The organism is Pullulanibacillus camelliae, from assembly GCF_014642655.1.
Lineage (GTDB): Bacteria > Bacillota > Bacilli > Bacillales > Sporolactobacillaceae > Pullulanibacillus > Pullulanibacillus camelliae.
The window spans coordinates 136,549-151,857 of sequence record NZ_BMIR01000004.1 but is presented as its reverse complement, the minus strand read 5'-3'; the positions used below and the strand labels follow the sequence as shown (position 1 = coordinate 151,857).

At 43.7% G+C, this 15,309-nt stretch carries 11 protein-coding genes; all 11 read left to right on the top strand.

The window, feature by feature from the left end; translation table 11 throughout:
- Window positions 1-358 precede the first annotated feature (358 nt).
- The 11 genes from IEW82_RS06285 to IEW82_RS06235 all read left to right on the top strand — a co-directional run bounded on the left by IEW82_RS06285 (window position 359) and on the right by IEW82_RS06235 (window position 14,658).
- Window positions 359-3,388 (top strand): DEAD/DEAH box helicase, encoded by a 3,030-nt coding sequence (locus IEW82_RS06285; RefSeq protein ID WP_188690900.1) that lies wholly within the window; start codon window positions 359-361, stop codon window positions 3,386-3,388.
- Complete coding sequence (locus tag IEW82_RS06280; RefSeq protein WP_188690897.1) at window positions 3,385-3,933, top strand: SWIM zinc finger family protein; 549 nt, start codon at window positions 3,385-3,387, stop codon at window positions 3,931-3,933. The genes IEW82_RS06285 and IEW82_RS06280 overlap by 4 nt, the downstream gene beginning before the upstream one ends.
- Before the next feature lie 107 nt (window positions 3,934-4,040).
- The gene (gene gatC / locus IEW82_RS06275) at window positions 4,041-4,334 is read left to right on the top strand and encodes an Asp-tRNA(Asn)/Glu-tRNA(Gln) amidotransferase subunit GatC (RefSeq protein ID WP_188690894.1); all 294 of its coding nucleotides are present in this window, start codon (window positions 4,041-4,043) and stop codon (window positions 4,332-4,334) included.
- 21 nt (window positions 4,335-4,355) lie between these two features.
- Complete coding sequence (gatA, locus tag IEW82_RS06270; protein WP_188690891.1) at window positions 4,356-5,816, top strand: Asp-tRNA(Asn)/Glu-tRNA(Gln) amidotransferase subunit GatA; 1,461 nt, start codon at window positions 4,356-4,358, stop codon at window positions 5,814-5,816.
- On the top strand, window positions 5,817-7,244 hold the full coding sequence (gene gatB / locus IEW82_RS06265) for an Asp-tRNA(Asn)/Glu-tRNA(Gln) amidotransferase subunit GatB (protein ID WP_188690889.1): 1,428 nt from the start codon (window positions 5,817-5,819) through the stop codon (window positions 7,242-7,244). It begins immediately after the preceding gene.
- Between the two features lie 587 nt (window positions 7,245-7,831).
- Window positions 7,832-9,781: an oxidoreductase gene (locus IEW82_RS06260; RefSeq protein WP_188690885.1), complete on the top strand. Its 1,950-nt coding sequence runs from the start codon at window positions 7,832-7,834 to the stop codon at window positions 9,779-9,781.
- Window positions 9,782-9,987: 206 nt separating this feature from the next.
- On the top strand, window positions 9,988-10,926 hold the full coding sequence (locus IEW82_RS06255; RefSeq protein ID WP_188690883.1) for a diacylglycerol kinase: 939 nt from the start codon (window positions 9,988-9,990) through the stop codon (window positions 10,924-10,926).
- Window positions 10,927-11,345: 419 nt separating this feature from the next.
- A complete protein-coding gene (rlmD, locus tag IEW82_RS06250) occupies window positions 11,346-12,722 on the top strand; it encodes a 23S rRNA (uracil(1939)-C(5))-methyltransferase RlmD (protein ID WP_188690880.1) in 1,377 nt (458 codons plus the stop codon).
- A 231-nt stretch (window positions 12,723-12,953) separates the two neighbouring features.
- A complete protein-coding gene (locus tag IEW82_RS20185; protein ID WP_268237338.1) occupies window positions 12,954-13,082 on the top strand; it encodes a hypothetical protein in 129 nt (42 codons plus the stop codon).
- A 90-nt stretch (window positions 13,083-13,172) separates the two neighbouring features.
- Entirely contained in the window at window positions 13,173-13,937 is a 765-nt protein-coding gene (locus IEW82_RS06240) for an Hsp33 family molecular chaperone HslO (protein ID WP_229672384.1), read from the top strand.
- 7 nt (window positions 13,938-13,944) lie between these two features.
- A complete protein-coding gene (locus IEW82_RS06235; protein ID WP_229672394.1) occupies window positions 13,945-14,658 on the top strand; it encodes a MerR family transcriptional regulator in 714 nt (237 codons plus the stop codon).
- Window positions 14,659-15,309: the final 651 nt, after the last annotated feature.

Below are 15,309 nucleotides of genomic sequence, written 5' to 3'. Positions count from 1 at the left end.
GGTGTGAGCGTAACAAAAGTCCTGAGCAGGAGAACAGAAGCCGGCTTCAGAGTAACAAAAGGCTCGACTATTTTAACAAAACCCCTCTCAAAATAACATAGCTAGGATCAATTTAACAAAAGCCCCACGCAAAATAATAACAGGCTACAGTCAAAATACAGGCGGCGGTTCTAATTGAAAAGGACCCAGGTAATTCCCATGTATTCTTTGTCGAAAGCATACCTTATCAAATCTTCCAGGGAGATCAGATTTTTAAGCGGAAATATGTTATATTTATGGGAAGGGCAAAAAATGGGGATACTGTGTTTTGTAAATGGTTGCTTGAATAGGTCACGTTCGGAAACATGGGGTGTTAGTCATGGATCAACAGTTAAACATAGCATTTGTAGCAGATAAAGGCAACAAGACAGCCTTTTTTCTTTGGCTGACCCATTCTAATGGGAACATTGCACGGACACTCAATAAAACGTTGAAGAAACAACTTTCTGCTAGCTTAGTTTGGCGAGAGTTTTTAGAAAAAACTAAAGCCATATCTGGAAAAATTGAGCTAGAAAAAGAGCAACAAGTGAGCACCGAGGGCATTTATCTCACAATGGAGGCCGCCTTTGAATTGCTGCAGTCCAAGCGGTTATTAAATATGCTGCCACCATGGATTGTGCCAGGTGAATCCTGCCGCTTTTTTGGAGAATTGGCTAATGGGGTTTCGTTATTGCTGGAGAACGGTCATTTTTACCCAATGGTTACCGTGATTCAAAATGATAGCATTGCTTATTTTTCAGCACAATGGGTACTGCGAAAAGTCTTATTAAAAGAGTCAGGCATGCTCACGCGCTGGCTTCATCGTATTCCAGAAGAGGCGTTATCGCCAACCTCTGTAGCTCAGCTTCCGTTAAGACGTTGGTTGTATGCAGTGCTAGATAGCTGGGCAGATCGTTTAGTTCGCTATCATGGTGCTTCAGGCTATCAACATGATATGGCCACCTGGCCAGAGGAGGGCTTTTATAAAAAGAAGGCGGTGGAATGGTTTTATCACTTGATGACACAGCCACTTCCCTATTACAAAATGACTGAAGATCCACATGAAATCAATAATTACCTCGCCTTCCAAAAAGATGCACGCGAACTGATTCAAAACGGTTATGAGCCGGAGACAGAGCGGGAAGTCGTTGCCTTTAAAAAGGCTTATCTTGAAGAATGGCTGGAGCCCGTTCAGATTGATCTTCACTTTAGTCCAGAGAACAGAACAGACCCTTTTACCCCTGGTGCACAATGGCAGACCGAGCTTGCTATTCAGGCCTTCAAAGGGTCTAAAAATCACGTGGAGTATTTTTCGATTGATGAATTGTTTGAACGACAGGAAAAACGACTGGTGAAATGGGTGTACGAACGCATTGATTATTTGGCTTCATTTAATAAGCGCTTGGTGAAGCTCCAGCTTGATCCTGAAATTACCCTGCGTACAAATGAAGTGCTCGATCTTTATAAACACCAGGAGGCTTTTAAAGAGGAAGCTGTGCAAATGCTGTTTCCTGAATGGTTGCAAATTCGTGATAAAAGCAAGCAAAATGTGCAGATCAATCTGGGAATTGGGACGAATGCTTCTGTCTTTACGCTCGATTCTATTGTCGATTTTAATTGGCGCATTTCTGTTGGGGATCTTGCGCTAAGCGCCGAACAATTTGAAAGTCTTGTTCGTGAACAACGGCGCTTTCATCGAAGCGGGAATGAATGGATTGAATTGCCTTTAGATCAGCTGAACAAGCTATATGGTCAATTGCGCGCCACAGGAGCGAAGCTTAACAAGAGTGCACGTTTTGCTGATGCCCTGAAGTTTTCACTAGCCCAAAAGGATGACCTATCCAATCAAATTGACATTCACCTAGATGCCAAGCTTGATGATTATTTCATGATGATCACGCGCCGACCCGAAAAAAATAAACGCGTGCCACTTAGCTTAAATGGTGATCTGCGTCCTTATCAAAAACGTGGCTATAGTTGGCTATCGCAGTTAAAGGAAAGCGGGGTTGGCGGGTGCTTAGCCGATGATATGGGCTTAGGAAAAACGATTCAAACCATCACCTATCTACTCAAGCATCGCAATGATCATCCAAATGAGCCTGCGCTCATCGTTTGTCCGACCTCCGTGATTGGCAACTGGGCGAACGAGATTAAGGCCTTTGCGCCTGCTTTAAGCGTCTATGTTCATCATGGTCCGAACCGTCTGGAAGCGGAGGACTTAGAAGGCCAATTAACAGCTGTTGATGTCATCATTACGAGTTATACATTGGTTGTTAATGACAGTAAATACCTTGCCGAGCAGACGTGGTCTGCGCTTATCCTGGATGAAGCCCAAGCCATCAAAAATCCATCGGCAAAAAAGACACAGGCATTGCGCAGCTATACAGCCAGACACCGTATTGCCTTGACGGGAACGCCGATTGAAAATCGTTTAGAGGAGCTCTGGTCGATCATGGATTTCCTCAACCCTGGGTATTTAGGCTCGCTTGCCAGCTTTCGCAGGGAATTTATTACCCCTATTGAAAGACATGGGGACGAAGGGAAGTCGACTCTGCTTAAACGCTTGATTCAACCGTTCCTCTTGCGTCGTGAAAAGACGGATCGCCGCATTATTAAAGACCTCCCTGAAAAAAGTGAAGAAAAAATTGTGTGTCATTTAACAGATACTCAAGCCTCACTTTATCAGACTGTTGTGGAGGATTTAAAAACAAAAATGGCCAAGGCAAAGGGAATTCAACGCAAGGGTCTGATACTATCCACCTTAACGAGGCTAAAGCAAATTTGTGATCATCCAGGTCTTGTTGCAGGTGAAGATACCACAAAACTGGGCTCAGGGAAGCTGGCTCGCTTTTTTGATATCGTCGATATGATTTTGAAGGAAGATCAAAGCGTGCTCGTTTTTACACAATATGTGAAAATGGGACATATGCTCATCCGTTTACTAGAGCAAAAATATAAGGATGTGCCAATACAGTTTTTACATGGCGGTGTTCCTGCTCCGAAGCGGGAGAAGATGATTCAACAATTTCAGAATAATAAGCAGAAAGGCATCTTCATTCTTTCGTTGAAAGCGGGTGGATTTGGGCTTAATTTAACCAGTGCGAACCATGTCATTCACTATGATCGCTGGTGGAATCCGGCAGTCGAGGAACAGGCGACTGATCGCACGTATCGCATTGGTCAAGAGCGCAATGTTCATGTTTATAAGCTGATTTCTGAGGGCACGCTTGAAGTGCGTATAGATGAGCTGATTGAGAAGAAAAAGGGACTTGCCGGACAAATTCTAGGCAGTGGCGAAGGCTGGGTAACCGAAATGTCGGATCAAGAGATTCTAGAACTTGTCCAACTGAGAAAGCAGGTGGTCAGTTGATTAATGGAGTAACAGATATCACGTCAGACCGTGATCTGAAGGAATGGCTCAAGCGCTTTTTTGCTTCAACAGATTCGAAGCGAAAGTCTCGGGGGTTTACTTTATACAATCAACGGGCTGTTCTGGACTTTCAGGACAAGATTTTTGGCTTTACAGCTATGGTCAAAGGCTCAAAAAGGTACAGTGTTTCTGCTTTTTTTGAAGGGGTGAATAAGGCCGGACTGCCTCATTTAGACAAAGCGCTGTTCATTTGTTCCTGTCCAGACGATGCAGTCATTTGCAAGCATACCATCGCGGCAGTTATCAAATGGGCTGTTGATATGGATTGGAAACGGAAAACAGCGAAAAAGCTGGAGCCTCGCAAGGCGGCGATGAGCCAGCGTAAGCCAGTGGGCGGCCCCACTTTGAAAAAGCTTGAGGAGTTAGCTAAAAAAACGGCCCCTGTTAGCTTCGCTAAGCAGCATCGGCTCGATTGGGTCTTCCATCCTGAGATTGACGAGGTGTTCAATACGATTCAAAATGTGATAAAAAGAGAAATGAAATGAGGGAGCTTCCTGTGCAAACTTTTTGTGCAGGAAATCCTTTTGTTGCTTATCACTAGCGTGTTTTGGTATCATCTAACTATTAATGTACGTGTGGTGGAGGTGAAAGAATGACAGAGATTACAAAGGAACAAATTAAACACGTCGCACATTTGGCACGTTTAACTTTTACAGAAGAAGAAGTTGAGGCATTTGCAAAGGATCTTGGTGACATCATTGGTTTTGCTGAACAGCTTAATGAATTAGACACTGAAGGCATTGAGGAGACCACTCATGTCCTTGATATTACCAATGTCCTTCGTGATGATGTCGTCCGTGACTCACTCGATCGCGAGGAGGCACTTAAGAATGCTCCAGCACAACAAAATGGACAAGTCAAAGTCCCGAAAGTTATCGGCGATTAATGGAAAAAGGAGGGAAAACGTTTGGCCCTATTTGATGAAAGCTATAAAGCTTTACAGGATCGACTACATAAAAAAGACCTTTCTGTTACTGAATTGGTCAACGAAGCTTATGAAAATATTAAGAAGACCGATGGCAGTGTGCATGCCTTTCTAACGCTAAATGAAGAAGCAGCACGCCAGCAAGCACAAGCGTTGGATGCTGAACGTGGTCACTCTCAAGCCACCTTATTTGGTCTTCCCATTGGCATAAAGGATAACATTGTTACCAAAGGATTGAAAACAACAGCTGCGAGTCAGCTTCTCGCTAACTTTGAACCACTTCATCATGCCACGGTTGTTGAACGCATTCAGGCCCAGCAAGGGATTGTCATTGGTAAGCTCAACATGGATGAGTTTGCGATGGGCTCATCCAATGAGAATTCCAGCTTTTATACAACACGTAATCCTTGGGATTTAGAGCGTGTACCAGGTGGATCAAGCGGAGGTTCAGCAGCCGCTGTTGCCGCTGGCATGGTCCCCTTTTCCCTTGGTTCGGATACAGGAGGGTCGATTCGTCAGCCTGCCGCCTTTTGCGGTGTTGTCGGAATGAAGCCAACCTACGGCCGTGTCTCGCGCTTTGGTTTGATCGCTTTTGCCTCTTCACTGGATCAAATCGGCCCGCTCACCACAACGGTTGAAAATAACGCGCATCTTTTACAAGCGATCTCAGGTGTCGATGCCTATGATTCAACATCGGCCGACGTCGCTGTTCCAGACTTCACCAAAGCCTTAACTGGAGAAGTGAAGGGATTGCGCATTGCTGTGCCTAAGGAATATCTCGGTGAAGGCGTGAGCGCAGGGGTGAAAGCGGCAGTGAAGAAGGCTATTGCTCAACTGGAAGCCCTTGGCGCCTCAGTTGAAGAAGTATCACTTCCTCATTCAAAATATGCCGTTGCTACTTATTACTTGTTAGCTTCTTCAGAAGCTTCAGCCAACCTAGCGCGTTTTGATGGTGTGCGCTATGGCGTGCGTAAGGAAGCCGATAATTTGATTGATATGTACAAAAAGACACGTAGTGAAGGCTTCGGTGATGAAGTCAAGCGCCGTATCATGCTTGGTACCTTCGCGCTTAGCTCAGGCTATTATGATGCTTACTATAAAAAGGCACAAAAGGTCCGGACGCTCATCAAACGTGACTTTGAGAAGGTCTTTGAAAACTTTGATGTTGTGATTGGACCGACAACGCCGACCACGGCTTTCAAAATTGGAGAAAAAATCGATGATCCGCTGACAATGTATGCGAATGATATTCTTACTATTCCTGTCAACCTTGCGGGTGTACCAGCGATCAGTGTACCATGTGGTCTAGCAGAGGGCCTCCCTGTCGGCTTGCAGATTATCGGCAAGCCATTTGATGAGGCAACCGTTTATCGCACCGCTCATGCTTATGAACAAGCGGCCAATCTCAAGCTTGCACCGTCTTTAGAAGGGGTGAATGCTTAAATGAACTTTGAAACGATCATTGGACTCGAAGTCCATGTGGAGTTGAAAACCAATTCCAAAATCTTTTGTGGGTGTTCCACTGAATTTGGTGCACCGCCAAACACACATACTTGTCCGATTTGCTTAGGTCATCCAGGTGTCTTACCCGTTTTAAACGAGCAGGCTGTTGATTTTGCTATGCGTGCAGCGATGGCATTGAACTGTGAGATTGCTACAGATACGAAATTTGATCGCAAAAACTATTTCTATCCTGATAATCCAAAGGCTTATCAGATTTCGCAGTTTGACAAGCCAATTGGTGAACACGGTTATATTGAAATCGAAGTCGAGGGCAAGAAAAAGCGCATTGGTATTACGCGCCTGCACTTAGAGGAAGATGCAGGTAAGCTGACGCATACAGAGGGTGGGTCCTTAGTGGACTTTAACCGTGTGGGAACACCGCTAATTGAGATCGTCTCTGAACCGGATATTCGCACGCCGGAGGAGGCTTATGCGTATCTTGAAAAGCTGAAGGCAATCATGCAGTACACAGGCGTATCTGACTGTAAAATGGAAGAAGGCTCCCTGCGCTGTGATGCCAACCTTTCTTTGCGTCCTTATGGTCAAGAAGCATTCGGGACAAAGACGGAGCTCAAGAACCTCAATTCTTTTAGCTATGTACAAAAAGGTCTTGAATTTGAGCAAGCCCGTCAGGAACGCGTTTTGATTTCAGGTGGCGTGATCGAACAGGAAACACGTCGCTTTGATGAGGCAACCAAAGAAACCATTCTCATGCGTGTTAAGGAAGGGTCGGATGACTACCGTTACTTCCCAGAGCCTGATCTCGTCAAGCTTCATATTGATGAAGCATGGAAGGAAAAGGTTCGCGCCGAGATTCCTGAGCTTCCAGATGCCCGTAAAGAGCGTTATGTCAATGAATTTGGCCTCCCTGCTTATGATGCTGCAGTATTAACCCAAACCAAATCAATGGCGGACTTCTTTGAAAATACGATTCAAGCAGGCGCTGATCCAAAGCAAGCCTCTAACTGGCTTATGGGTGAGGTCTCTGCGTATCTTAACAATGAAAATAAAGAAATTGAGGATGTGCCGTTAACATCTGCCTCCCTAGCTAAGATGATTGAGCTCATTGAAAAAGGTACACTTTCCTCTAAGATGGCAAAGAAGGTATTCCGAGAGCTGATCACAAAAGGCGGCGATCCAGAGAAAATCGTCAAAGACAAAGGCTTGGTACAAATCTCAGATGAAGGCGCACTGAAGGATATTATCATTCCATTACTCGATGCCAATGAACAATCTATCATCGACTATAAAAATGGGAAAGACCGTGCCCTAGGCTTCCTTGTCGGTCAAGTTATGAAGCTGACTAAAGGCCAAGCCAATCCACCAATGGTGAACAAAATTATTTTAGAAGAAATGGCTAAAAGATAATACAGCAATAAAAGCCTCCCCTCTGGTTCATGCCAGAGGGGATTTTGTAGTACTGCCAGAGAGTATAGACATTTTTGAAATTGGAGGGGCCTTTCCACTTCAGGAGGCCCACTTTCCTGCATGCCTGCCCAGTCCATTCTATTGATGTGATTCGTATGATTACGAATGGCGGCAAGCTTTTAAAACTCGGTCTGAGTGTAACAGAAGAGAGGTGTAAATGAACAAAGGCTAAGGCCACATTAACAAAAAAGCACGCTTAAAATAATAAAAGGGTACTATCATCAACATACGAGCGGTTATGTTTATTTTACGAAACATCTATCCCTCAAGGGGCGAGTTAACCTAAAGGGGAGGTATGCCGCTGAGGTTTGGCTGAGAATGGGTTGAACCTCCTGTAAGGCAGGGGCAGTGTCCCAATAAAATGAAAAAATCCATCCCCAAGTCGCTTAGTTGCAGCAGGATTCTCTGGAGCATTTATAGAAACAAGAAGCATAGAAATATAGAAAAATAATCAAGATGTCTAAGCTATTGAAAAGGATTTGTCTCTAAGTTAAAGAAGATCAACAATTCTAATGGAGGTCGGGACTATGAGTGGGGTGGATCTATTATTGTCTCCGTATCAATTGGCAGGGCTGACACTTCGTAATCGAGTGATTATGGGGTCGATGCATGTTGGACTTGAAGGAGGTCGAGATGCCGCCGAGGCATTAACGACTTTTTATCAAACACGAGCAAAAGCAGGCGGACCGGGCCTAATTGTGACAGGTGGGATTGCGATTACCCTAGAAGGTGAAGGAGGTGCCAACTTCCTCGGCTTTTATCGTGGCAAGGATCGGATAATCATGCAGGAGGTGACGGAGGCTGTCCATGCTGCTGGTGGACATATTGCGGCACAGCTTTTTCATGCCGGTCGATACGCCTATCCAGAGCTAACTGGGCAACCAGCCGTGGCACCATCGGCCATCCGGTCCCCGATTCATCGTGAACGTCCTCGAGCTCTTACAGATGAAGACATTCATCAGCTGATACATACTTTTGCGGATCGTGCGAAGCAGGCAATAGCCCTTGGGTTTGATGCTATTGAGATTATGGGTTCAGAAGGTTATTTGCTCAATCAGTTTTTATCACCAGTGACGAATAAGCGCACAGATGAGTGGGGCGGGAGTTTAGAAAAACGTATGCGCTTTCCTTTAGCTGTCTTGGAAGCTGTTCGAAAGGCAGTTAATCCAAGCATTCCTGTAATTTTCCGCATGTCTGGTGCTGATCTTGTTCCAGGGAGTACATCAGAAACTGAGACCATTCAATTTGCCCAAGCTTTAGAGGTTCTTGGTGTCGATGCAATAAATGTAGGGATTGGTTGGCACGAATCGCAAGTGCCGACGATTTCATCTCAGGTGCCACGGGCAGGCTTTATCCACATCGCAGAGAAATTAAAGCAGCATGTGCGCATTCCCATCATTGGTAGCAATCGCATTAATGATCCACAGGAGGCCAATCAATTGTTGGAGGAAGGGCGATGTGACTTGATTTCAATGGCTCGCCCCTTTTTAGCAGATCCAGATATTTTACAAAAATCAGCTCAAGGAGACTTTGACCGCATCAATACGTGTATTGCCTGTAACCAGGCTTGTCTTGATCATGTCTTTATGGGCCAGCCTGCGAGTTGCTTGGTGAATCCACGCGTGGGGCGGGAGCATCTTCTCACATCTCATCCCAAAACGATGGGGCAAACACCGGAAAAGATTGCCGTTGTGGGCGGCGGCGTGGCAGGGATGGAGGCTGCCCGGACATTGGCAGAGATAGGCAATCAGGTTATCCTGTTTGAAGCGAAGGCTGAGCTCGGTGGACAAATTAATTACGCCAAAAGGGTTCCAGGAAAACGGGAGTTTAATGAAACCCTGCGTTATTATCGCACAGAACTGCACCGTTTAGGAGTTCCTACGGTATTGAATTATCGGGTCAGTGCAGATGAGCTCATTAAACAATCGTTTAAAAAGATAATCATCGCAACAGGTGTCTCGCCACGTCTTCCGGATATCGAAGGTCTTCAAATGGGGCCTGTATTGACCTATGCAGAAGCTTTTCAGCATCCTGAACGCATTGGCGAGCGTGTTGCCATCATCGGAGCGGGTGGTATCGCCTGTGATCTGGCTCATTTTTTGAATGCTCAACAGCCGCGTGATATTACACTTATGCGTCGACACGGTAAGATGGGGGAAGGTCTTGGCAAAACGACACGCTGGGCACTCATTCAGCACCTTAGAGAACAGGGTGTTCACTTTATGAGTGAACTTCGCTATCAAAGGATCGATAAACAGGGGGTTTGGATTGACCATTTCGGGGATAATGGGGAATGGGGGACAGAGTGCGTTGAGGTGGATTCTGTCATTCTCGCTGCGGGCCAGGAGTCTACCCCATTTGATTGCACTCCATTTCAAGTCAGAGGCATTCCAAGCATCCTGATTGGCGGGGCCAAGCATGCTGGAGAGCTTGATGCCAAACGTGCAATATATGAAGGGGCCCAGCTTGCTTGGTAATTTCATATCATGACAGGAAATAGTATACTTTTTTTAAAAATTACATAGTATGACTATTAGGCAGGTTCCCTAATACTTTCTTTTTGGGTGTATTTCCTTTATAATATGTGAGTAGACGAGCAGCTTTCCCAAATAAAGGGAGCTGCCTTTTATATGGACGGTAGAGAGACTTCTTTTGTTTTCAATTTCACATGAAGGTGATTAACATGAAACGAGCTAGATTGATCTATAATCCGACTTCAGGTCGGGAACTTATGAAGCGCAATCTCCCTTATATTCTTGAACGGTTAGAAGGTGCTGGCTATGAAACCTCATGCCACGCCACGACAGGAGTAGGAGATGCGACAACAAGTGCACGGGCGGCTGTACAACGCGGTTTTGACTTGGTTATCGCTGCTGGAGGGGACGGCACGATTAACGAAGTGGTGAACGGGATGGCTGAGCAGCCAAATCGTCCTAAGTTCGCCATCATTCCTATGGGAACAACCAATGATTTTGCACGGGCAATCAACATGCCAAAGGATATTGAAAAAGCTTGTGATATTTTGTGTGAGGGTCATGAGGTGCCGATGGATATTGGTAAAGTTAATCATCAATACTTTATTAATATCGCTGGGGGCGGCAAGCTGACAGAGCTCACCTATGAAGTCCCAAGCAAGCTTAAGACCATGCTTGGTCAGCTCGCTTATCATATGAAGGGGATAGAAATGCTCCCTTCAATCCGCCCAACTCGTGTCCGCATTGAATATGATGGCAAATTATTAGAAGAAGAGATCATGCTGTTTTTCGTTACCAATACGAACTCTGTGGCTGGTTTTGAAAAAATTGCGCCACGCGCTTCTTATAATGACGGCATGTTTGACCTTGTTGTGCTAAGAAAATGCAACTTAGCCGAATTTATTCGCTTGGCCCGTCTCGCGCTTAAAGGGGAGCACATTAATGATCCCAAGATTTTATATACCAAAGCAGCGTACGTTAAGGTTGAAAACGAAGAAAAAATGCAATTAAACTTAGACGGAGAATACGGCGGCCTGCTTCCAGGCGTCTTTAACAGCCTGCCCCACCATTTTCAGCTTATCGTGCCAAAGGAAACCGCCGATCGCTGGAATGAGCAAACGGCTGAAACAATCGAAGAAAATGCCTAATAAAAAGACAGACACAGCGTCTGTCTTTCTATTACTATCAAAATGATAACTCTTCGCCGATGCTCTCAAAGGAAGATCTGCATCCGCTCAGGCTGTGATTTTCGCGACTTGAGGCATGCAGGCCACTTAATGTATGATTGACAAGATCACATCAAAAGTGATAAAAGCCAATTTTTTCTTTATACTATCCGAATCTATAACTTCGCTGACGCTCTTAAAGGAAGAGCTTATAAGTGTAACTTTGCCTTTGGCTATCTAGGGCTTGATGACAAGCCAAGTTTTCTAATCTTACGAAATACGTGATCAAGAAGGAGAACGGATTGGGGCCTTTCATCCATGGGGTGTGCCATCCAAAAGTGAACCTGGTATGCTTGGCTCTTCTTCTCGAATTGACTAACAACCTAAAGTGAGTGAACATAATGATCGACACACCTCCAGTACAAAAGAATGATACGGTAGAAGTTACGTTTTCTGATCTATCTCATGATGGCTCAGGCGTTGGCAAGGTAAATGGCTACACGCTCTTTGTCCCCGACGCTCTTCCAGGTGAAACGGCAGAGGTCAGAGTCATAAAGGTGAAAAAGGCCTATGGCTTCGGGAAAAAACTTAAAATCTTGAAAGAAAGCCCCGAACGTGTTGATCCACCTTGTGAGATCTATGGACGTTGTGGAGGGTGTCAGCTTCAACATTTGAGCTATAAAGGTCAGCTGGCTTATAAGCGCAAGCAGGTCAGCGAGGCGCTAGCCCGAATCGGCGGCTTAGAGCACATTCCTGTTCTTCCTGTGTTAGGCATGGACGAGCCTTGGAACTATCGCAATAAAGCACAGGTGCCTGTCGCTAGTCGTAACGGCGAGTTAATTGCTGGATTTTATCAAAAGCGCAGCCACCACATCATTGAAATGGATCACTGCCTCATTCAGGATTCTGTCAATGATGAGGTCATCCAAGAGGTCAAACGGATTGCTAAGACCTATGGCATTGAGCCTTATGATGAAGAGAAGCACCGTGGGACGCTCCGTCATATTGTGGTCAGAGTCGGAAGAGTGAGCGGTGAGCTTATGGTTGTACTTGTCACAAAGGGACAAGATCTTCCTTTTAGAAAAAAATTCATCCAAGAGCTGTCAATGACATTCCCGCAGATCAAATCTATTGCCCAAAACATTAATCCAAGACGGACGAACACCATTTTCGGCGATGAGACCCGCATTCTCTGGGGAAGAGAAGTCATCTATGATCAAATTGGAGATGTGAAGTTCGCGATCTCCGCACGCTCCTTTTATCAAGTGAACCCAGAGCAAACCAAGGTGTTATATGATAAAGCACTCGAATACGCCGGTCTCACTGGAAAAGAAACCGTCATCGACGCTTATTGCGGCATCGGTACTATCTCGCTTTTCCTAGCCCAAAAAGCCGGACACGTTTATGGCGTCGAAATTGTCCCAGAGGCCATTGAAGACGCCAAAGCAAACGCAGCGTTAAACAAATTAAGCAACGTCACTTTCGAAGTCGGCAAATCGGAAGACGTCATTCCAGCCTGGGCCAAAAAAGGCATCAAGCCCGACGTTATCGTCGTTGATCCCCCACGCAAAGGCTGCGATCAGGCCCTGCTCGATACGATTATTGATATGAAGCCAAAACGCATGGTCTACGTCTCCTGCAACCCAGCAACACTCGCACGCGACCTGCGCATCCTAGAAGACGGCGGATTCAAAACCGAAGTCGTTCAGCCAGTTGATATGTTTCCACAGACGACACATGTGGAGTGTGTATCGTTGCTACAACGACAAACTATATAGAACTCCTTAATTTTAAACACTTTCACAAGCATTTCGTGTTTGTAGGAGAAGGGGGAAAAAGTAGAAATAAGGTATTGAAAAACTGCATTACTGTTTCGGTGGTAATTGATCTGGGATGTGGGAACACAAGAGAATAATAAGTTTAACTTAAATAGATTCCATAATTTTTAGACGTTCACTTTAAATGAGCGTCTTTTTTTATGCTCAAAAAATGTAAGCTAGAGGTGAAATATGATCGAACTAAAATCAGGAAGTCTATTCGATGGCAGTGGTTTATTTCCATTAGCAGCCTCTCCTTACGGAAGTCCGCCAACATGTGCAAGTGAAGTAGAGAAAGCACCTATCTCTATTACAAAATAGCATTTCCCCAACATGTTACATCTAGGAGATATTACAAAAATAGATGGTAGCAAAAATACCACCTGTTCATATCACTACATTAGGTTCTCCATGTCAGAACTTATCAAATATCGGGAAAGAGAAGGTCTTGCTGGAAGTCAGTTGAGTTTATTTTTATCAAAACACTTGCATGTCACGTTACGTGATACAGTAGTATTCCATTTAGAGGTGATAAAAATGAATAATATTATAAAAATGCTTTCGGTAAACAAGGACTTTAGAATGGTTATTGCTGAAACACATAAAATATCAGAAAGAGAGTTATGTGAATTTACAGGTTCTCCTTGTATACGCATGTTTTTGGAGCGTATTATTACAAATTGTACGCTGTTATCCGCTATAAATGACTTTAATGCAAAAATAAGTTTTTCCTTTCGTCTTTCACAGGGAATATCTATATTTTGTCAAATTGTAGATTCAAAATTCAGTATGAAGTATAAAGACAAACTTAATCAATTTGATGGAGCTATAGCAGATTTATTTGACAATAAATCTGTACTGTCAATAACAACAGGAGATTGGAAAACAGGATTACACACAGGAACGGTTGAAGCGCATATGGATAGTATCGATATGCTTTTATCCCATTTTACAGTACAGAGCGAACAGCTTCCAAGTCACTTTATAATGGCAGGAAATAATCTTTCTAGGGGAATTTTGATGCAACCCTTACCTTTTGCCGATGACAAAATAGTGTCTAAAAGTGTTGATGAATTGGTATATTTATCAAAGGAACTAGAACAAGTAAATTGGAATAACGCTGCAAATATATATAGTCATTTAGCAAATATAATAGCGGAAAAGAAGATAGAATAGAGTGTATATGATGGAAAGGTATATAAAAATCAAAGAGCTTTCTGAATTGACTGGTGTAAGTGTACGAACATTACAATACTATGATGAAATAAACCTACTTAGTCCAGCATATACCAATGAGTACGGTCATCGGTTTTATGATTCAAATTCTTTTTCAAAAATGTTCGTAATCATTTCACTTAAAAATATGGGGATGAGTCTAAATAACATTAATCAGTATGTAAATAATAATGATTTTGACATTCGGCTTTTTATTAAAGAAGAAAAACACCGGATTGAGACAGCAATTACTGATTTACAATTACGATTAATGCGATTGTCCCGTCTTGAAGAACAAGTTAGCGAAAAACAAGATATAACCCCTTATATTATTCCGTTTTTTTCACAAATAACAAATGAAGCTAGCATTTCAAGGTTACAGATTGAAAATATGACACAGAATAAAGATACAAATTTCACTTTTAATATAAAAGGGTGGAATGCGTTTATAAAAGACTTGGATTATTGCTTCAAGAATAAATTGTCTTCAAATGATGAAAAAACGATTAAGTGCATAAAATACTGGAAGGAGAACATTCTTGAGGCAAACCAAGTATCAGATGAGATGATAAAATTTGCGGAAGAATATTATCAAAAGGATTCTACAAATACTTTTGGTATTACAGAAGAAAACTATAAATATTTAGTTGAAGTCATTAATGAATACGATAAAATTCAATAGGTTCTCCAGTAAGATTGGAAGGAAGAGGGATATTGTGTAAAAACAATATCTCTTTTTTGTTTCAGGTTGCTTGTTTTTATTAAAAGAAGGGTTTTTGAATAAAATAAAATACACCTTCGACAAGTAAGTTGATTGAAGTGCAAGGCGCGAGACTTCTTCGGGAGGAACGGGGTCAGCGTTACTCCACGAGTACACTTCGAGCTGTTCCGAGGAAGTCTGACCACGAAGCAATACGAGTAGACGCAGGAACAGGGGTTTTGTAGTCATAAATACTTGGGAAATAAAGAGCCGGTCCCAAGTTAGCTGAGGCCACTAAGGGCGATCGGCTAAAAGCGTCAAGTCATTAAGCACTTCGGCTAAAACATCACATCCATGTGATAACACCGAAGCTAGCACAGCAATACCATCCCAAAAAGTAAAAAGCACTTTTCGGGGACCCCGATGGTGTTGTGTCGAACGCCGACCCTACTCACCCGTGTGGGCATGAGGAAAGCGAGCGACCTGCAGCGTAAATGGAGGAGACTTTTTTAGCGGCCTCTCCAAGTTTTGGGGTCTTTTTTCTATGCCTACAATAAGTTCAAAAATTAAAGGCGGTACCCCACTAACTGCCCATAAACTCCCTAATTGCACACCATTTCTTGTGATTTTATC